The organism is Pseudomonas sp. S2_C03, from assembly GCF_054668405.1.
On the sequence record NZ_CP162766.1, the window covers coordinates 1,306,345 to 1,326,266 of the forward strand.

General features: G+C 60.6%; 17 protein-coding genes. All 17 read right to left on the reverse strand.

All coding sequences use genetic code 11. The features are described 5' to 3' along the window. Positions 1 to 7: 7 nt before the first annotated feature. The 17 genes from nuoM to purB all read right to left on the reverse strand — a co-directional run bounded on the left by nuoM (position 8) and on the right by purB (position 19,903). On the reverse strand, positions 8 to 1,540 hold the full coding sequence (gene nuoM / locus AB4N64_RS05905) for an NADH-quinone oxidoreductase subunit M (RefSeq protein ID WP_368559147.1): 1,533 nt from the start codon (positions 1,538 to 1,540) through the stop codon (positions 8 to 10). 40 nt (positions 1,541 to 1,580) lie between these two features. Then, positions 1,581 to 3,434 carry an NADH-quinone oxidoreductase subunit L gene (nuoL, locus tag AB4N64_RS05910; protein WP_460122828.1) on the reverse strand — a complete coding sequence of 618 codons (1,854 nt, stop codon included), beginning with the start codon at positions 3,432 to 3,434 and terminating at the stop codon, positions 1,581 to 1,583. Then, positions 3,431 to 3,739, reverse strand: coding sequence for an NADH-quinone oxidoreductase subunit NuoK (gene nuoK / locus AB4N64_RS05915; RefSeq protein WP_460122831.1), 309 nt, complete (start codon positions 3,737 to 3,739; stop codon positions 3,431 to 3,433). The genes nuoL and nuoK overlap by 4 nt, the downstream gene beginning before the upstream one ends. A 2-nt stretch (positions 3,740 to 3,741) precedes the next feature. Then, a complete protein-coding gene (gene nuoJ, locus AB4N64_RS05920) occupies positions 3,742 to 4,245 on the reverse strand; it encodes an NADH-quinone oxidoreductase subunit J (RefSeq protein WP_460122834.1) in 504 nt (167 codons plus the stop codon). A gap of 9 nt (positions 4,246 to 4,254) precedes the next feature. Further along, positions 4,255 to 4,800, reverse strand: a complete 546-nt coding sequence (nuoI, locus tag AB4N64_RS05925; RefSeq protein WP_201190678.1) for an NADH-quinone oxidoreductase subunit NuoI — start codon at positions 4,798 to 4,800, stop codon at positions 4,255 to 4,257. Positions 4,801 to 4,812: 12 nt separating this feature from the next. Continuing rightward, positions 4,813 to 5,820, reverse strand: coding sequence for an NADH-quinone oxidoreductase subunit NuoH (nuoH, locus tag AB4N64_RS05930; protein ID WP_368559151.1), 1,008 nt, complete (start codon positions 5,818 to 5,820; stop codon positions 4,813 to 4,815). Further along, the gene (gene nuoG / locus AB4N64_RS05935) at positions 5,817 to 8,531 is read right to left on the reverse strand and encodes an NADH-quinone oxidoreductase subunit NuoG (protein ID WP_460122837.1); all 2,715 of its coding nucleotides are present in this window, start codon (positions 8,529 to 8,531) and stop codon (positions 5,817 to 5,819) included. The genes nuoH and nuoG overlap by 4 nt, the downstream gene beginning before the upstream one ends. 135 nt (positions 8,532 to 8,666) lie before the next feature. Further along, the gene (nuoF, locus tag AB4N64_RS05940; RefSeq protein WP_460122840.1) at positions 8,667 to 10,022 is read right to left on the reverse strand and encodes an NADH-quinone oxidoreductase subunit NuoF; all 1,356 of its coding nucleotides are present in this window, start codon (positions 10,020 to 10,022) and stop codon (positions 8,667 to 8,669) included. Then, positions 10,019 to 10,516 (reverse strand): NADH-quinone oxidoreductase subunit NuoE, encoded by a 498-nt coding sequence (gene nuoE / locus AB4N64_RS05945; protein WP_460122843.1) that lies wholly within the window; start codon positions 10,514 to 10,516, stop codon positions 10,019 to 10,021. The genes nuoF and nuoE overlap by 4 nt, the downstream gene beginning before the upstream one ends. 2 nt (positions 10,517 to 10,518) lie before the next feature. Further along, positions 10,519 to 12,303, reverse strand: a complete 1,785-nt coding sequence (nuoC, locus tag AB4N64_RS05950; protein WP_460122846.1) for an NADH-quinone oxidoreductase subunit C/D — start codon at positions 12,301 to 12,303, stop codon at positions 10,519 to 10,521. A gap of 72 nt (positions 12,304 to 12,375) precedes the next feature. Beyond that, on the reverse strand, positions 12,376 to 13,050 hold the full coding sequence (locus tag AB4N64_RS05955) for a NuoB/complex I 20 kDa subunit family protein (RefSeq protein ID WP_460122849.1): 675 nt from the start codon (positions 13,048 to 13,050) through the stop codon (positions 12,376 to 12,378). 10 nt (positions 13,051 to 13,060) lie between these two features. Then, a complete protein-coding gene (locus AB4N64_RS05960; protein ID WP_077045930.1) occupies positions 13,061 to 13,474 on the reverse strand; it encodes an NADH-quinone oxidoreductase subunit A in 414 nt (137 codons plus the stop codon). 571 nt (positions 13,475 to 14,045) lie between these two features. Next, positions 14,046 to 15,371, reverse strand: a complete 1,326-nt coding sequence (aceA, locus tag AB4N64_RS05965) for an isocitrate lyase (protein WP_020799541.1) — start codon at positions 15,369 to 15,371, stop codon at positions 14,046 to 14,048. Positions 15,372 to 15,839: 468 nt separating this feature from the next. Next, on the reverse strand, positions 15,840 to 16,601 hold the full coding sequence (locus AB4N64_RS05970; RefSeq protein ID WP_460122853.1) for a secretin N-terminal domain-containing protein: 762 nt from the start codon (positions 16,599 to 16,601) through the stop codon (positions 15,840 to 15,842). Between the two features lie 257 nt (positions 16,602 to 16,858). After that, positions 16,859 to 17,284, reverse strand: coding sequence for a GNAT family N-acetyltransferase (locus AB4N64_RS05975; RefSeq protein ID WP_460122856.1), 426 nt, complete (start codon positions 17,282 to 17,284; stop codon positions 16,859 to 16,861). Then, positions 17,277 to 18,446 (reverse strand): ribosomal protein uL16 3-hydroxylase, encoded by a 1,170-nt coding sequence (locus AB4N64_RS05980; RefSeq protein WP_460122859.1) that lies wholly within the window; start codon positions 18,444 to 18,446, stop codon positions 17,277 to 17,279. The genes AB4N64_RS05975 and AB4N64_RS05980 overlap by 8 nt, the downstream gene beginning before the upstream one ends. Positions 18,447 to 18,532: 86 nt before the next feature. Then, positions 18,533 to 19,903, reverse strand: a complete 1,371-nt coding sequence (gene purB, locus AB4N64_RS05985) for an adenylosuccinate lyase (protein WP_460122862.1) — start codon at positions 19,901 to 19,903, stop codon at positions 18,533 to 18,535. Between the last annotated feature and the right edge of the window lie 19 nt (positions 19,904 to 19,922).

A 19,922-nucleotide genomic window follows, 5' to 3' on the forward strand; every position in this document is an offset into this window, starting at 1 on the left:
AGCGCTCTTACCGGGCCGAAGCGAGTTGAGTGAAGGCGGTGCCGAGCCATTGCTGCACGCCATGCATCGTCGCAGCAGAGGTGTCGAGGAACGGTTGCGGGTAGACGCCGATGTAGATCAGCAGCACCGCCAGACCGACCACCATGATCAGTTCGCGAGCATCCATGCCATGCATGACCGCGTCCGACTTGGACGGGCCGAAGTAGGCACGGTGAATCATGATCAGCGAGTAGACCGAACCGAACACCAGGCCGGACGTCGCGATCGCAGTGATCCACGGCGAAGAAGCGAAGGTGCCGATCAGGATCAGGAACTCACCGACGAAGTTACCAGTGCCCGGCAAGCCCAGGGATGCGGCAGCGAAGAACAGGCTGATGGCCGGCAGGTAAGCGATCTTCGACCACAGACCACCCATTTCACGCATGTCGCGGGTGTGGGTGCGCTCGTACAACTGACCACTGAGGATAAACAGTGCCGCCGCCGAAACACCGTGCGCCAGCATCTGGATCACTGCGCCCTGCAGCGCCAGTTGGCTGCCGGAGTAGATGCCGATCAGTACGAAGCCCATGTGGGAAACGGACGAGAAAGCGATCAGGCGCTTGATGTCGGTTTGTGCGAAGGCCAGGAACGCGCCGTAAAAGATCCCGATCAGACCCAAAGTCATGGCGATCGGCGCGAACTCGGCCGAGGCATTCGGGAACAGCGGCAGGGCAAAACGCAGCAGACCATAGGCGGCGGTTTTCAGCAGGATACCGGCAAGGTCGACGGAACCAGCGGTCGGCGCCTGGGCGTGAGCGTCAGGCAACCAGGAGTGGAACGGCACCACCGGCAGTTTCACCGCGAAGGCGATGAAGAAGCCGAGCATCAGGATGTACTCGGTGGTGGTCGACATCTTGACCTTCAACAGGTCGGCGTAGTTGAAGGTGATCACGCCGGTGTTGTTGAAGTTGACCAGCACCAGACCAAGGATCGCCACCAGCATGATCAGGCCGGAAGCCTGGGTGAAGATGAAGAACTTGGTCGCTGCGTAGATCCGGGTTTTCTTGCCGTCCGAAGAACTGTGACCCCAGAGCGCGATGAGGAAGTACATCGGCACCAGCATCATTTCCCAGAAGAAGAAGAACATGAACAGGTCGAGGGCGAGGAACACGCCGACGACACCGCCCAGGATCCACATCAGGTTCAGGTGGAAGAAACCAACGTGACGCTGGATCTCTTTCCACGAGCAAAGTACCGAGAGGATACCCAGCAGGCCGGTCAGCAGGATCATCAACAGCGACAGGCCGTCGAGGGCCAGGTGCACGTTGATGCCAAAGCGCTGGATCCAGACGTGTTTGAACTCAATCACCCAGGTCGGATCGGCACCCGGTGCCGGCGCAAATGAATAATCACCGTGGGCCCACAGCCAGAGGCCGAGTGCGAGTTCCAGGGTCATGGTCAACAGCGCAATCCAGCGGGGGAGGGTGGCGCCGAAGCGCTCACCCATCCAGCACAGCAGGCCGCCGATGAAGGGGATCAGGATTAGCCAAGGCAGAATCATGACGGGCTCAATTCCTTTCGCAAGTTCGCAAGGTTCATATTCAGACCGCTACCAGCACAATGGCGCCGATGACCAGCACGGAGCCGGCTGCCATCGAGGCCGCGTACCAACGCAGTTGACCGGTTTCGGTACGGCTCAGGGCGGTGTGGCCGCCTTTGGCCATACGCGGGATCAGGCCAATGGTCTGGTCCAGCGGGTCTTTGCGCAGGATGTGGCTGATCGCCAGGTATGGCTTGACGAACAGTTTGTCGTAGATCCAGTCGAAGCCCCAGGCAGCGAACCACCAGGCCGACAGGAAACGGCCGATGCCGCTGTTGGCGATGGCGGTCACGAAACGACGCTTGCCGAGGAACAGCAGCGCGGCCAGCAGGATACCGGCCAGGGCAATGGCGCCCGAGGCGATTTCCAGGCTGTGCTTGGCTTCGCCGCCGGCATGGCCGACGCTTTCTGGCAGCACGCCGTGCAGCGGTGGAACGATCATGGCGCCGACGAAGGTCGACAGCACGATCAGCACCGACAGTGGCAGCCAGTGGGCGATGCCGTGGCCAGCGTGGGCTTCGGTCTTGGCTTCACCGTGGAACGCGATGAAGATCAGGCGGAAGGTGTACAGCGAGGTCATGAACGCGCCGACCAGACCTGCGTAGAGCAGACCTTGGTTGCCGCTGGCGAACGCTTCCCAGAGGATTTCGTCCTTGGAGTAGAAGCCCGCGGTCACCAGTGGCAAGGCCGCCAGGGCCGCGCCGCCGACGATGAAGCTGGCGTAGGCCAGTGGCAGTTTCTTCCACAGGCCGCCCATCTTGAAGATGTTCTGCTCGTGGTGGCAGGCAACGATCACCGCACCGGACGCAAGGAACAGCAGGGCCTTGAAGAAGGCGTGGGTCATCAGGTGGAAAATTGCGCCATCCCATGCACCCACACCCAGCGCCAGGAACATGTAGCCGATCTGGCTCATGGTCGAGTAGGCGAGGATACGCTTGATGTCGGTCTGCACCAGCGCGGCAAAACCGGCCAGTACCAGCGTGACGCCACCGACGATGCCCACCAGGTGCAGGATGTCCGGCGCGAGGCTGAACAGACCGTGGGTACGGGCGATCAGGTAGACGCCTGCGGTCACCATGGTCGCGGCGTGGATCAGTGCCGAAACCGGAGTAGGACCGGCCATTGCATCCGCCAGCCAGGTCTGCAGCGGCAGTTGTGCCGATTTACCGACCGCGCCACCCAGCAGCATCAGGGTGGCCAGGACCATCCAGAAGTCGCCGGCCTGGAATTTCTGCGGTGCCAGCACCAGCAGCTCCTGGACGTTGAGGGTACCCAGTTGCACGAACAGGATGAACAGGCCGATGGCCATGAACACGTCGCCGATGCGGGTGACGATGAACGCCTTGAGCGCTGCGTTACCGTTGTTGCGGTTGCTGTAGTAGAAACCGATCAACAGGTACGAGCACAGGCCCACGCCTTCCCAGCCGAAGTACAGGAACAACAGGTTATCGCCCAGGATCAGGAACAGCATGCTGGCGATGAACAGGTTGGTGTAGGCGAAGAAGCGCGAGTAACCGGCTTCACCGCGCATGTACCAGGACGCGAACAGGTGGATCAGGAAGCCCACGCCCACCACCACGCCGAGCATGGTCACGGAGAGACCATCCAGGTACAGCGCGAAGTTCGGCGTGAAGCCTTCCACCGCCATCCACTGCCACAACACCTGGGTGTAGTGACCGCCTTCAGGCGGGGCGACGTTGAATTGCCAGATCACGTAGGCGGTGACGATCGCCGACAGGCCGACAGAGCCGACGCCGATCAGGGCAGCCAGGTTTTCCGAGAGGCGTCCACGGGAGAACGACAGCAACAGGAAACCAATGAGAGGGAATACGAAAGTCAGAAAGAGTAGGTTCATCCGCGCATCTCACTGGCAGCGTCGATATCGAGCGTGTGGAAGCGGCGATACAGCTGCAACAGGATCGCCAGGCCAATACTGGCCTCGGCGGCTGCCAGGCTGATCACCAGGATGAACATGATCTGTCCATCCGGCTGACCCCAACGGCTACCGGCCACGATGAAGGCCAGGGCGGAGGCATTCATCATGATCTCCAGGCTCATCAGCACGAAAAGAATGTTGCGGCGCACCATCAGGCCGACCAGGCCGAGGCAGAACAGGATGCCGGCGACCGCCAGACCATGCTCCAAAGGGATAGCACCCATTGTCATTGCTCCTTGGCTTCGTTGCGGCCCAGGTGGAACGCCGTGACGGCTGCCGCAAGCAGCAACATCGAGGCGAGTTCGACCACCAGCAGGTACGGACCGAACAGGCTGATGCCCACGGCCTTGGCGTCTACGGTGGTGTGGCCGATGGCCTGGCCGCTCTGCTGGGCGAACAGCACGTACAGCAGTTCAACCAGCAGCAGCGTGGCGAGCACGACCGGCCCGCCCCAGATACCGGGCTTGAGCCAGACGCGCTCTTGCTGGACCGAGGCCGGGCCCAGGTTCAGCATCATCACCACGAACACGAACAGCACCATGATGGCGCCAGCGTAGGCGATCACTTCAAGGACACCGGCAAACGGTGCGCCGAGGGCGAAGAACGTCATGGCCACGGCGATCAGCGAAATGATCAGGTAGAGCAGGGCGTGCACAGGGTTGGTGTGGGTGATCACGCGAAGCGTGGACACCACAGCGATACCTGATGCGAAATAGAAAGCGAATTCCATCGTTCTTCCTTAAGGCAGCAAGCTCTTCACGTTGATCGGCTCGGCTTCGTTTTGCGCGGCGCCTTTTGGCTTACCGGCAATCGCCATACCTGCAACACGATAGAAGTTGTAATCAGGGTTTTTGCCGGGGCCGGAGATCAGCAGATCTTCTTTCTCGTACACCAGGTCCTGACGTTTGAACTCGGCCATCTCGAAATCCGGGGTCAGCTGGATCGCGGTGGTCGGGCAGGCTTCCTCGCAGAGACCGCAGAAAATGCAGCGCGAGAAGTTGATGCGGAAGAAGTCCGGGTACCAGCGACCGTCTTCGGTTTCAGCTTTCTGCAGCGAGATGCACCCGACCGGGCACGCGACGGCGCACAGGTTGCAGGCAACGCAACGCTCTTCGCCATCGGGGTCACGGGTCAGGACGATACGGCCACGGTAGCGAGGCGGCAGGTAGACCGGTTCTTCCGGATACTGCAACGTGTCGCGCTTGCGGAAGGCGTGGCCGAAAATCATCACCAGGCTGCGAAGCTGGGTGTAGAGGCCATGCACGATGTCAAAAATGTACTTCATGATTCTCTATCCTCACTGAGCCGCGACGGCGGGCGTGTTGAGCAACACGATCGCAGCGGTCACCAGCATGTTGACGAGGGTCAGCGGCAGGCAGAACTTCCAGCTGAAATCCATCACTTGGTCATACCGTGGGCGCGGAATCGAGGCGCGCAGCAGGATGAAGATCATGATGAAGAACGCGGTTTTCAGTGCGAACCAGATGAACGGGATCTGCGGCAGGATGTTGAACGGACCATGCCAGCCACCGAAGAACAGGGTGACCAGCAGCGCCGAGATCAGCACGATGCCGATGTACTCGCCGACGAAGAACATGCCCCATTTCATGCCGGCATACTCAATGTGGTAACCGTCGGCCAGTTCCTGTTCCGCTTCTGGCTGGTCGAACGGGTGACGGTGAGTCACGGCGACGCCTGCGATGAAGAACGTCAGGAAACCGAAGATCTGCGGGATGATGAACCACAGGTTCTGGGCCTGATAGTCAACGATGTCGCGCATGTTGAACGAGCCGACCTGGATCACGATGCCCATCAGCGACAGGCCCATGAACACTTCGTACGACACGGTCTGTGCCGAGGCCCGCAAGCTGCCCAGCAGGGCGAACTTGTTGTTGCTCGACCAGCCGGCGAACAACACCGCGTACACCGAAAGACCCGCCATGGCGAAGAAGAACAGGATGCCGATGTTCAGATCCGCCACGCCCCAGGTCGGCGTGACCGGGATGATCGCGAAGGCAATCAGCAGGGCGCTCATGGCCACGACCGGTGCCAGGGTGAAGATCATCTTGTCGGCGAACGGCGGGGTCCAGTCTTCCTTGAAGAACATCTTGATCATGTCGGCCGCGATCTGGAACGCGCCGAACGGGCCGACGCGGTTCGGACCGTAACGGTCCTGCCAGAGGGCGAGCAGGCGACGCTCGACCCAGCTGAGCAACGCACCGCACACCACCACGGCGAGCAGAATCACGATGGCCTTGAGGACCGCGATGATCACGTCAATCACTTCAGGCGTGAACCAGGTCATTGAGCTGCCTCCTGCAGACCGTCAACGGAGTGGCCGAAAATCGCTGGCGGAATGCCTGCGATACCGGCCGGCAATGCCACGAGGCCAGCGCCCAGCTCTTCGTTGATGCGCAGCGGCAGACGCAGGGTCTGGCCGGCCACGTTCAAACTCAGCAGGGCGCCTTCGTTGACACCCAGGCGATCGGCTTCGGACTTGGCCAGGGCCACATAGGCAGCCGGGATGCGTTCCTGGACCGGAGCGGCTTTGGAAGAGTTCTCTTCGCTGCCGAACAGGTGGAAGAACGGCACAACCTGCCAGGTGCCCTGGGCCGGGTTGAAGGCGCGCGGTACACTGGTAAACCAGTTCAGCGAATCACCGCTGCTTTCGATCAGGCGGGTGCCCGGGTCGCCAGCGCGGATGTGACCGCCGACTTCGTCCTGGAACTTGTTCCAGGCTTGCGGCGAGTTCCACCCCGGCGACCAGGCGAATGGCACTTGCTGACGGGGTTCGGCCGAGCCCGAGTAACCTTCCATGGAGAAGGCGAACGCGGTGTCCTTGTCCTGCGGGGTACGTGGCTCGTGCACGCTGATGTCGGCGCGCATGGCGGTACGACCGGAGTAGCGCAGCGGTTCGCGCGCCAGTTTCAGGCCCTTGATGCGGAACGCGGCGGACGGTGCGGCATCGACGATGCGCGCCAGTTGCGGCGTGCTCGAAGCAACGGCGGCGGTGACGTGGTCCAGTTGGGTCCAGTCGATCGGTTGGTTCAGCAGGGTGGCGCGCAGGGCATGCAGCCAGCGCCAGCCTTCGTGTACCAGGATGCTCGCGTCCATGTATTGCGGATCGAAAACCTGGAAGAAGCGCTGGGCGCGACCTTCCTGGCTGACCAGCGTACCGTCGCCTTCGGCGAAACTCGCCGCTGGCAGGATCAGGTGCGCGCGATCAGCGGTGGCGGTTTTCTGGTGGTCGGCCACGATCACCACTTTCGCGGCGGTCAGGGCGGCATCGACACGGGCCTTGTCGGTACGGGTGTACAGATCGTTTTCCAGCACGACGATGGCGTCAGCCTGACCGTCGATGACGGCTTGCAGCGCGGCGTCGACCGATTCACCACCCAGCATGGCGAGGCCAAGGCTGTTGGCCTCTGGCACGACCAGGCTGATGGAACCGTTCTTCTCGCGCAGCTTCAGGGCCTTGGCGATGTTGGCTGCCGCCTCGATCAGGGACTTGGAACCCAGCGAGGTGCCGGCGATGATCAGCGGGCGCTTGGCCGCGAGCAGGGCGTCGGCAATGCGTTTGACCAGTTCCTGCGCTTCGCTGTCCAGGCCTTCAACGGCTGGAGCGCTGGCGTCGAGGGCGTGAGCCACGGCGAAACCGATCCGCGCCAGGTCGTCGGGCGCGGCGTGAACGCACTCCTCGGCGATGTCGTCCAGCTTGGTTTCAGCCAGGCTGGCGATGAACAGTGGGTTCAGCTCATGCTGGCCGATGTTCTTCACCGCGGCGTCGAGCCAAGGCTGTACGCGCATGGCGTCGGCCATGTCCTCGGCCTTGCCCTTGACCGATTGGCGCAGGGCCAGGGCCATGCGCGCGGCGGTCTGGGTCAAGTCTTCGCCGAGGACGAACACGGCGTCGTGGTCTTCGATGTCGCGCATGTTCGGCACAGGCAGCGGGCTGTCTTTCAGTACCTGCAGGACCAGGCGGATGCGCTCCAGCTCAGCGGCTTCGATACCGGAGTAGAAGTGTTCGGCGCCGACCAGTTCGCGCAACGCGTAGTTGCTTTCGAGGCTGGCACGTGGCGAACCGATACCGACGATATTGCGACCGCGCAGCAAGTCGGCGGCTTTATCCAGTGCTTCGTCCAGGCCCAGCTTGGTGCCGTTGGCCAGCAGCGGCTGGCGTGGACGGTCGGTACGGTTGACGTAGCCATAACCAAAGCGGCCACGGTCGCACAGGAAGTACTGGTTGACCGACCCGTTGAAGCGGTTTTCGATACGACGCAGTTCCCCGTAGCGCTCGCCCGGGGAGATGTTGCAACCGCTGGAACAGCCATGGCAGATGCTCGGCGCGAACTGCATGTCCCATTTACGGTTGTAGCGCTCGGAGTGAGTCTTGTCGGTGAACACACCGGTCGGGCAGACCTCGGTGAGGTTGCCGGAGAACTCGCTTTCCAGGGTGCCGTCTTCAACGCGACCGAAGTACACGTTGTCGTGGGCGCCGTATACACCCAGGTCGGTGCCGCCGGCGTAGTCCTTGTAGAAACGCACGCAGCGGTAGCACGCGATGCAGCGGTTCATCTCGTGGGAAATGAACGGGCCCAGTTGCTGGTTCTGGTGGGTGCGTTTCTTGAAGCGATAACGGCGCTCGTTGTGGCCGGTCATCACGGTCATGTCTTGCAGGTGGCAGTGACCGCCTTCCTCACAGACAGGGCAGTCGTGAGGATGGTTGGTCATCAGCCATTCGACGACACTGGCGCGGAAGGCCTTGGACTCTTCATCGTCGATGGAGATCCAGGTGTTGTCGGTGGCAGGGGTCATGCAGGACATGACGATACGACCACGGGTGTCGTTCTCGTCGGTGTACTGCTTGACCGCGCATTGGCGGCAAGCGCCAACGCTGCCCAGGGCAGGGTGCCAGCAGAAATACGGAATATCGAGGCCTAGCGACAGACATGCCTGTAACAGGTTGTCTGCCCCGTCGACTTCGAGCGCTTTGCCGTCTACGTGGATAGTGGCCATTGTTCAAAGTTCTTCGTTGGCCCGTTGTCAGCGGGCGTGGCTAATGGAATCTTGTTATTCGCGCGAATCAACACAGCCTCTAAAGGCGTCATCGCACGAAAAGCGAAGGGCACGGACCCTTCGCTTTTTAAGCGTTTACGCGCCGACTACAATCGGCTTTGCCAGAGGCGGGACGGCGGCGCTGGTAGGCGCGATGCCGGCTTCGAACTCGTGGCGGAAGTATTTGATTGCGCTGCCCAACGGTTCCACGGCGCCCGGTGCGTGAGCACAGAAGGTCTTGCCTGGGCCGAGGAAGTTCACCAGACCCAACAGGGTCTCGATGTCGCCGGCTTGGCCTTGACCGTTCTCGATGGCCATCAGCAGCTTGACGCTCCATGGCAAGCCATCACGGCACGGGGTGCAGAAACCGCACGATTCGCGAGCGAAGAACTGCTCCATGTTGCGCAGCAGGGACACCATGTTGACGCTGTCGTCGACCGCCATGGCCAGGCCGGTACCCATGCGGGTGCCCACCTTCGCAATGCCGCCGGCATACATTTGTGCGTCCAGGTGCTCCGGCAGCAGGAAGCCGGTACCGGCACCGCCTGGCTGCCAGGCCTTGAGCTGGTAACCGTCGCGCATGCCGCCGGCGTAGTCTTCGAACAGCTCGCGACCGGTGACGCCGAACGGCAGTTCCCACAGGCCCGGGTTCTTCACCTTGCCGGAGAAGCCCATGAGCTTGGTGCCCATGTCTTCGCTGCCCTCGCGGGCCAACGATTTGTACCAGTCCACGCCGTCGGCGATGATCGCCGGCACGTTGCACAGGGTCTCGACGTTGTTCACGCAGGTCGGCTTGCCCCACACGCCAACGGCGGCAGGGAAGGGCGGCTTGGAGCGCGGGTTGGCGCGGCGGCCTTCGAGGGAGTTGATCAGCGCGGTTTCTTCACCGCAGATGTAACGCCCGGCGCCGGTATGGACGAACAGCTCGAAATCGAAGCCGCTGCCCAATATGTTCTTGCCCAGCAGGCCCGCGGCCTTGGCTTCTTCCACGGCACGGTTGAGGTGCTTGGCGGCGGTGGTGTACTCGCCACGCAGGAAGATGTAGCCACGGTAGGTTTTCAGTGCGCGGGCACTGATCAGCATGCCCTCGATCAGCAGATGGGGCAGTTGCTCCATCAGCATGCGGTCTTTCCAGGTGTTGGGTTCCATCTCATCCGCGTTGCACAACAGGTAACGGATGTTGATGGATTCGTCTTTGGGCATCAGGCCCCACTTCACGCCAGTGGGGAAGCCTGCACCGCCGCGACCTTTGAGCCCTGCGTCTTTCACGGTCTGGACGATGTCGTCCTGGCCCATGTCGGCGAAGGCCTTGCGCGCAGCGGCGTAACCGTTCTTGGCCTGGTATTCGTCGAGCCAGACAGCTTCGCCGTCGTCACGCAGACGCCAGGTGAGCGGATGGGTCTCGGCCGAACGCTTGATGCGGTTGGCGGGACCGAAGGATGTCAGGGTCATACGTAGCCCTCGAGCAATTTGGCAACGCCGGTGGGTTGCACGTCGCCGAACGTGTCATCGTCGATCATCAGCGCCGGTGCCTTGTCACAGTTGCCGAGGCAGCAGACCGGCAGCAGGGTGAAGCGACCGTCGCTGGTGGTCTGGCCGAGGCCAATGCCCAGTTCGCTCTGGATCTGGCTGACGACGGACTCGTGGCCACCGATGTAGCAGACCATGCTGTCGCAGACGCGAATGATGTGGCGGCCCACCGGTTGACGGAAGATCTGACTATAGAACGTCGCCACGCCCTCAACGTCGCTGGCCGGGATGCCGAGGATTTCGCCGATGGCGTACAAGGCGCCGTCCGGCACCCAGCCACGTTCCTTCTGGACGATCTTCAGGGCTTCGATCGACGCCGCGCGCGGGTCTTCGTAGTGATGCAGCTCGTGCTCGATGGCCGAGCGCTCGGTTTCACTGAGGGTGAAACGGTCTGTCTGGATAAGCGTGCTGTTCATGCTTAGCGGTCCACGTCGGCCATAACGAAATCGATACTACCCAGGTACGCGATCAAGTCCGCGACCATGCTGCCTTTGATCACCGAAGGGATCTGCTGCAGGTGCGGGAAGCTTGGGGTACGAATCCGGGTGCGGTAGCTCATGGTGCCGCCATCGCTCGTCAGGTAATAACTGTTGATGCCCTTGGTCGCTTCGATCATCTGGAAGGATTCGTTGGCCGGCATGACCGGGCCCCACGAAACTTGCAGGAAGTGCGTGATCAAGGTTTCGATGTGCTGCAGCGTGCGCTCTTTTGGCGGCGGCGTGGTCAGCGGGTGATCCGCCTTGTACGGGCCTTCCGGCATGTTGCGCAGGCACTGATCGATGATCCGGATGCTCTGGCGCATTTCTTCCACGCGCACGATGCATCGGTCATAGGCATCGCCGTTGGCAGCCAGCGGTACTTCGAATTCGAAGTTTTCGTAGCCCGAGTACGGACGTGCCTTACGCAGGTCGAAGTCGCAACCGGTCGAGCGCAGGCCGGCACCAGTGACACCCCACTCGAGGGCTTGCTTGGTGTTGTAATCGGCGACGCCAATGGTCCGGCCACGCAGGATGCTGTTGTCCAGGGCAGCTTTCTGGTACTCGTCCAGGCGCTTTGGCATCCACTCGACGAAGTCTTTCACCAGTTTTTCCCAACCGCGTGGCAGGTCGTGCGCGACGCCGCCGATGCGGTACCAGGCCGGGTGCAGACGGAAGCCGGTGATGGCCTCGATCACGGTGTAGGCGCGCTGGCGGTCGGTGAAGGTGAAGAACACCGGAGTCATCGCTCCCACGTCCTGGATGTAGGTGCCCAGGAACAGCAGGTGGCTGGTGATCCGGAAGAACTCGGCCATCATGATGCGGATGACATCGACCTTCTCTGGCACCTTGATGCCGGCCAGCTTCTCGACCGAGAGCACGTACGGCAGGTTGTTCATCACGCCGCCGAGGTAGTCGATGCGGTCGGTGTACGGAATGAAGCTGTGCCAGGATTGGCGCTCGGCCATCTTTTCGGCACCACGGTGGTGGTAGCCGATGTCGGGCACGCAGTCGACGATTTCTTCACCGTCCAGCTGCAGGATGATGCGGAACGCGCCGTGGGCCGAAGGGTGGTTCGGACCCAGGTTGAGGAACATGTAGTCCTCGTTCGGGCCGGAGCGTTTCATGCCCCAGTCTTCAGGCTTGAAGCGCGCGGACTCTTCTTCGAGCTGCTGCTTGGCCAGGTTCAGGGTGAACGGATCGAACTCGGTGGCGCGCGCCGGGAAGTCCTTGCGCAGCGGGTGACCTTCCCAGGTTGGCGGCATCATGATGCGCGACAGGTGAGGGTGGCCTTTGAAGTCGATGCCGTACATGTCCCAGACTTCACGCTCGTACCAGTTGGCGTTCGGCCAGATGCTGGTAACGCTCGGCAGGCTGAGATCGCCTTCGGACAACGCGACCTTGATCATCACGTCGCTGTTACGTTCGATCGACATCAGGTGGTAGAACACCGTGAAGTCGGCACCGCTTGGCAGCCCTTGACGCTTGGTACGCAGACGCTCGTCCACGCCATGCAGGTCATAGAGCATGACGTACGGCTTGGGCAGGTTGCGCAGGAAGGTCAGGACTTCGACGAGTTTGGCGCGGGCAACCCAAAGCACCGGCATGCCGGTGCGGGTGGACTGGGCGGTGAACGCCTCCGGGCCAAAACGGTTGTTCAGTTCGACGACCACATCCTGGTCGTCTGCCTTGTAAGGCGGGATGTACAGAGCACTGCCTGTAGTCATGGTTATTTATCGCTTTCGGTCAACGTAAAGAATGAAGCCAGTTTTTCGTTTCTTTGAAACAGCAGAACTGGATCAGACTTCGTCGGGGCTGCGCAGGTTGGTTACCTGAATACGCTGTTCGCGGCGCTTTTCCTTTTCCGATGGCATCTCGGCGCGATAAACGCCTTGATCACCAACGACCCAGGAAAGTGGGCGACGCTCCTGGCCAATCGACTCCTGCAACAGCATCAAGCCTTGCAGAAAAGCTTCAGGGCGGGGCGGGCAGCCAGGCACGTAGACATCCACGGGCAGGAACTTGTCCACCCCTTGAACCACGGAGTAGATGTCGTACATGCCACCCGAGTTGGCACACGAACCCATGGAGATAACCCATTTAGGTTCGAGCATCTGCTCGTAGAGACGCTGGATGATCGGCGCCATCTTGATGAAGCAGGTGCCGGCGATAACCATGAAATCGGCCTGGCGCGGTGATGCCCGGATAACTTCGGCGCCAAAGCGCGCGATGTCGTGGGGCGCCGTGAAGGCGGTGGTCATTTCCACGTAGCAGCAGGAGAGGCCGAAGTTATACGGCCACAGGGAATTCTTGCGCCCCCAGTTGATCGTGCCGTTAAGCACGTCTTCCAGCTTGCCCATGAAAATGTTTTTGTGGACTTGATCCTCTAACGGATCGGCAACGGTTTCCCGTTGGCCGATCGGGTACTGCTCGTTAGGAGCATCGGGGTCGATCCTGGTGAGATTGTATTGCATTGCCAAAGCCTCATTGTTTCAGCTTCGCCTGCCGCTTGCGACGAGCTTCCGGAGCCCAGTCAAGGGCGCCCACTCGGAACAGGTAGACAAGACCTGCCAACAGAATTGCTATGAAAACGAGAGCTTCGACGAATCCGGTCCAGCCGCTTTCGCGGACGGACACAGACCATGCAAAGAGAAAGAGGGCTTCGATATCGAAGATCACGAAGAGCATCGCGACCAGATAGAATTTGGCAGAGAGCCGCAAGCGGGCGCCACCTGTAGGTAGCATGCCTGACTCGAACGGTTCGTTTTTGCTGCGGCCCCAGGCTTTTGACCCGAGGAGGCTGGACACACCCAGCATGAAGGCACAGAGGCCGATGACGCCTAGAAGGAAAATGGCAAAGCCCCAGTTGTGGGCCATGAGTCCTGTCGCTTCGGGCATGCTGGTAATCCTTAACAGAGAGCAAAGGTCTCTGAGCTTGAAAGAACAAAGCAGTGACGATATGTCGCAGCAATCAATCCTGCTGATTTTATGGCTAAACACCGTGCAAGTAAAATTACTATAGCGAAATTATTTATAGGAATAAGGACAAAGCCCACCTCCGAAGCCCCTTCAGCCCAGGCGTTGCGGGCATTAGCCAGCTTTTCATCAATTATGTTTTGTGAGAGATGTAACAAGCATAGTTGCCGCTAAATGATAATCAATATTGTTTGCGGTGGTTTTGTAAATTGCTTATCTGGATTGAGTTTCACGCGCCTTCTTATATGTACATTACAGCAAGTATTGTGCTGCGACGTTTTACCCTGTTTTTCCTGAGATGACAGTGATCCCGATCAATGTGGGCGGGTGTGCGATGTGGTGATTTTTTTGCCACCGCTGTGGGCGAAGGTCGCCGCCGTCGCTGCAGGCGACAGACGAAAAAAAGCCCCGAACGAGTCGGGGCTTCAGATCACAGGCCTTGCGGTTAGCTTTCAATCGGTCCGCAAGCGCCATTGCTCATGCGAGCGGTGTATCAGTGGAACTGCTCTTCTTCGGTCGAGCCGGTCAGCGCGGTGACCGAAGACGAGCCGCCCTGGATCACGGTGGTCATGTCGTCGAAGTAGCCGGTGCCCACTTCCTGTTGGTGAGCCACGAAGGTGTAGCCTTTGGCAGCGTCGGCGAATTCCTGCTCTTGCAGCTTCACGTAGGCGGTCATGTCGTTGCGGGCGTAATCGTGCGCCAGGTTGAACATGCTGTGCCACATGTTGTGAATGCCGGCCAGGGTGATGAACTGGTGCTTGTAGCCCATGGCGGACAGTTCGCGCTGGAACTTGGCGATGGTCGCGTCGTCCAGGTTTTTCTTCCAGTTGAAGGAAGGCGAGCAGTTGTACGACAGCAGTTGGTCCGGGTATTCCTTCTTGATCGCTTCGGCGAAACGGCGTGCTTCTTCCAGGTCCGGCTTGGCGGTTTCGCACCAGATCAGGTCGGCATACGGCGCGTAGGCCAGGCCGCGAGCAATGGCTTGATCCAGGCCGGCGCGTACTTTGTAGAAGCCTTCCTGGGTACGTTCGCCAGTCACGAACGGCTGGTCGTACGGGTCGCAGTCCGAAGTCAGCAGGTCAGCCGCGTTGGCGTCGGTGCGGGCCAGGATGATGGTCGGCGTACCGGCAACGTCAGCGGCCAGGCGAGCAGCGGTCAGCTTCTGTACGGCTTCCTGGGTGGGCACCAGCACCTTGCCACCCATGTGCCCGCATTTTTTCACGGACGCCAGTTGGTCTTCGAAGTGAACACCGGCGGCGCCTGCTTCGATCATGCTCTTCATGAGCTCGTAGGCGTTCAGTACGCCGCCGAAACCGGCTTCGGCGTCAGCCACGATTGGCGCGAAGTAGTCGATGTAGCCTTCATCGCCTGGGTTCTTGCCAGCTTTCCATTGGATCTGGTCGGCACGACGGAACGAGTTGTTGATGCGCTTGACCACGGTTGGAACCGAGTCCACCGGGTACAGCGACTGGTCCGGGTACATCGATTCGGCGGAGTTGTTGTCGGCGGCAACCTGCCAGCCGGACAGGTAGATCGCCTGGATCCCAGCCTTGACTTGTTGCACAGCCTGGCCGCCGGTCAGGGCGCCCATGCAGTTGACGAAATCTTTCTCAGGACGGAAGGCTGGCTTGGCACCCTGGGTGACCAAGTTCCACAGCTTCTCGGCGCCCATTTTTGCAAAGGTGTGCTCTGGTTGAACCGAGCCACGCAGGCGGACGACGTCAGCAGCGGAGTAGGTGCGAGTCACGCCTTTCCAGCGCGGGTTTTCAGCCCAGTCTTTTTCAAGGGCTGCAATTTGCTGTTCGCGTGTCAGTGCCATGGAGATAAACCTCGTCGCGTCTTTATGAAAAGTTGTTCTGCGGTGGAATATTCATGCGCTCGCTGACCAGAAGCTTTGATGGTCAAGTCGGATTCGGCGGGACTGGCGACGGGATGAACGATGGGCTCGAGGGGAGCAGGTAAGGGCGACTGTCGGGCACATCGGGGCGTCGTGGGCCTTGATGCGAACTTCAGTGTGATGCCGGGTTACCTAATTACGCTTCCGTCCCTCGGGACAACTTCGTTCCAGTCGGCAATCTCGTCAAACACACCTTGTGGGCGGTACAGACACGAAGCGGTTCGCGGGGTAGATGCAAACTGCGCTTCGAAGGCCCTTGCCAGGGCCCCTGATTAGCGGGAGCGAGGCCATCATGCCTTCGCTTTTTTGGCCCGTCAAACGTTTTGTAGTGCTTTTTTTCAGGCACTACATCTTTGGTCTAATACGACTAATCAGTCAGTTTTCGGTGCTTTAGTCCAAAGTATCGACTTTCACCCGCAGGGTCATGTCATCCCGGCCTTGAGTCGAGTAGCTGCGGGTCAGGCCCTGTTTGTCGGCCTGGGTCTGGCGATTGACGCCGGCCAGGGTGATCCACTCGCCGAGGCGTCCAGTGACGGTTGTGTCGGTGCTTTGCACGTTCACTACATCCGGGCGTTCCTGGCTCATGCGGTCACGATTGGTACTGATCGACAGGTGGACGATGTCGCCGGTGACGCTGGCGGTGACGTAGAAACCCTGGGTGACGTTGCGGTATTCGGTCTGGCTGCGCAGGTCTCCATAGGAGTCGCTCTGCGTACTGGTCAACGGCACGCTCTGGCCGACCTGGATCAACGCCGGGGCACCTTCGCTGGCCTGGACTTGCTGGATGCCGCCGTCGCGGCTGTCGGTGCTGCGGTTGATGATCCGGGTCTGGCTCGGCTTGGCGCCGTTCACCGAATAGCCCTGGTCTCCCTGGAAGTTGTTTTCGTTGGTGTCGACAGTGATCAGCAGGCGTTTGGGTTGGGTGTCGAGTTGGGCGATGAGAGCTTTAAGTTCGTCGATCTTGCGCTGATCGGCATTGACCACCAGTTGATTGCCGTAGGCGCTGACCTTGCCGTCCTGGCCAATGAAGTCCTGGGCCAGGGGCAGCATGTCGGCGCTGGTGTGGTAATTGAGCGGCACGATCTCCGTCGCGGCGCTGACCGCAAAACTACAGGTCAGCAACAGCGAGGTGAGCAGGGTGCGTAGGGACATGTCCGTAATCTCCGACTTCTGTGAACGGTCCCTGTAGGAGCGAGCTTGCTCGCGATGGTAGACCAGGCACCGCGGGGAATCAGACAGCCATCGTTATCGTTGACGTCCATCGCGAGCGTGCTCGCTCCTACAGGGGAAAGAGTAATGCTTCGATATTGCCAGTTTGTCGGCGTCCTGTGGGGCAAGTTGAATCGTAGACAGCAAAACGCCCCGGCATCTGGAAAATGGCGGGGCGTTTTTGTTTGCAGCTTGAAGCGTCAGCTCGAATGCCGAACCATATCGACATGCGGAATCCCTGCTTCCAGGAACTCCTCACTGACCATGCAGAAGCCCAAACGTTCGTAGAATGCCGTGGCCTGAACTTGTGCGCTGAGCATCTGCTGTTTCAGGTCGCGTTTTTCGGCTTCGCCAATCACCGCGTGCATCAGCGCGTCACCGACTTTCAGGCCACGCCAATCCTTGAGCACCGAGACCCGGCCAACATGCCCGTCGGGCAGCAGGCGGGCGGTGCCAATCGGGAAGTCGCCCTCGAATGCGAGGAAATGCACCGCAGTCGCATCGTCGGCATCCCATTCCAGTTCAGGTGGAACGGCTTGCTCGGCGATGAACACCGTTTCACGAATGCGCCGGATCTCGGCGTTATCCTTTTGCCAGTCTGCGACACGTACGTGAATTTTATTCATCGGCAAATCCCAGGCTTCCTTGCTTGATCAGTTCGCACAGCAGGCCGCGACCGTCTTCGTCGCTCAGCCACTTGCCGAGGTTGTCGGCGTGCAGTGCGTCAGCAGCGCAAATCATTTTCAGCAGCTCACGCAGTTTGCCCGGCAGGTAGCGGCTCTGGCCGCTGGCGAACAGCATCAGGTTGTCATCGACTTCGGACCAGGCCAGGCGTGCGCTCGGGTTGCGGATCAGCACGGCGCCGTCCTGCAGGCTGGCGAGCATGTCCTCTTCGGCGAGGTCTTCAAGACCGGTGACCAATTCCGGGTAGCGCGGCTCGGTCATGAACTGACCGAACCAGGTCAGCAGCAGGCGTTCGTCGCCCATGTGCTCGGCCAGGAGGCTTTTGAGGCGATCCAGGGCGTCGTGCTGAATCTGGTGCGGGTCGGCGGCCGGGAGGGCGTCGGCGTCGGTGTAGCGTTCTTCGTCCGAGAGAAACTGGCTGAGGAAGTCGGTGAAGTGGGTCAGTACTTCAGCGGCGCTCGGTGCGCGGAAGCCTACCGAGTAGGTCAGGCAGTCATCCACGGCCACGCCCCAATGGGCGAGGCGCGGTGGCAGGTAAAGCATGTCGCCCGGCTCCAGAACCCACTCATCGGTGGCGTTGAAGTCGGCGAGGATGCGCAGGTCGGCGTGCTCCATCAGCGGGCTTTCGGTGTTGCACATCTGGCCGATCTTCCAGTTGCGCTTGCCATGACCCTGCAGCAGGAACACGTCGTAGTTGTCGAAGTGCGGTCCGACGCTGCCACCCGGGGCGGCGAAGCTCATCATCACGTCGTCGATGCGCCAGCTCGGCAGAAAGCGGAATTGTTCGAGCAATTCGGCGACCTCCGGTACGAACTGATCGACGGCTTGAACCAGCAGGGTCCAGTCGCGTTCCGGCAGCTTGCTGAATTCGTCTTCGGCAAACGGGCCGCGGCGCATTTCCCAGGGGGTCTCGCCGTGCTCGATCACCAGGCGCGATTCGACTTCTTCTTCCAGCGCCAGGCCGGCCAGTTCGTCCGGCTCGATCGGGCTTTCGAAGTCAGGGATCGCCTGACGGATCAACAGTGGTTTCTTCTGCCAGTAGTCGCGCAGAAACTCGCGCGCCGTGATGCCGCCCAGAAGTTGAAGAGGAGTATCAGAGTTCATGTGTAACCTATTGAAAAAAAGCACTTTTCACACGGGAATAAAAACGCCCGGCGCTGCCGGGCGTCTCAAACGGGGTCAGCGGTCGATCAGATGCGCTTGGCTTGTGCCACGGCGTTGCCGATGTAGTTGGCCGGGGTGAGCAGTTTCAGTTCGGCCTTGGCAGGGGCAGGCATATCCAGTCCGTCGATGAAAGTCTGCAATGCTTCAGGGCTGATGCCTTTGCCACGGGTCAACTCTTTGAGCTTCTCGTACGGGTTTTCGATGTTGTAGCGACGCATGACCGTTTGGATCGGTTCGGCCAGCACTTCCCAGCAAGCGTCCAGGTCAGCGGCAATTTTCTGCGCGTTGAGTTCGAGTTTGCTGATGCCCTTGAGGCTGGCTTCGTACGCGATCACGCTGTGGGCGAAGCCGACACCGAGATTGCGCAGTACGGTGGAGTCGGTCAGGTCGCGCTGCCAGCGGGAAATCGGCAATTTGCTCGCCAGGTGCTGGAACAGGGCGTTGGCGATGCCCAGGTTGCCTTCGGAGTTTTCGAAGTCGATCGGGTTGACCTTATGCGGCATGGTCGAGGAACCGATTTCGCCAGCAATGGTGCGCTGCTTGAAATAGCCCAGGGAGATGTAGCCCCAGATGTCGCGGTCGAAGTCGATCAGGATGGTGTTGAAGCGCGCGATCGCGTCGAACAGTTCGGCGATGTAGTCGTGCGGCTCGATCTGGGTGGTGTAAGGGTTGAAACCCAGGCCCAGTTCGTCCTCGATGAAAGCGCGGGCGTTGGCTTCCCAGTCGATTTCCGGGTAGGCCGACAGGTGAGCGTTGTAGTTGCCGACAGCACCGTTGATCTTGCCCAGCAGCGGAACGGCCGCCACCTGGGCGATCTGGCGCTCCAGGCGGTAAACCACGTTCGCCAGTTCCTTGCCCAGGGTGGTCGGCGATGCGGCCTGGCCGTGGGTGCGCGACAGCATGGGCACGTCGGCGAAGCGGATGGCCAGCTCACGGATGGCTTCGGCGGTCTGGCGCATCAGTGGCAGCATTACATCATCACGGCCTTCACGCAGCATCAGGGCGTGGGACAGGTTGTTGATGTCCTCGCTGGTGCAGGCAAAGTGGATGAATTCGCTGACAGCCGCCAGTTCCGGCAGCTTGGCCGCTTGCTCTTTGAGCAGGTATTCGATGGCTTTGACGTCGTGGTTGGTGGTGCGCTCGATCTCTTTGACGCGCTCGGCGTGCTCGACGGAGAAGTTTTCCGCCAGGGCATTCAGGACGGCGTTGGCCTCGGCGGAGAACGCCGGCACTTCACCGATACCCGGGTGGGCGGCCAGGCGCTGGAGCCAGCGCACTTCAACCAGGACGCGGGCACGGATCAGGCCGTACTCGCTGAAAATTGGGCGCAGGGCCTGGGTTTTGCCGGCGTAGCGGCCGTCAACAGGGGAAACCGCAGTGAGCGAAGAGAGCTGCATGGGGTGTTCTCGGACAGTC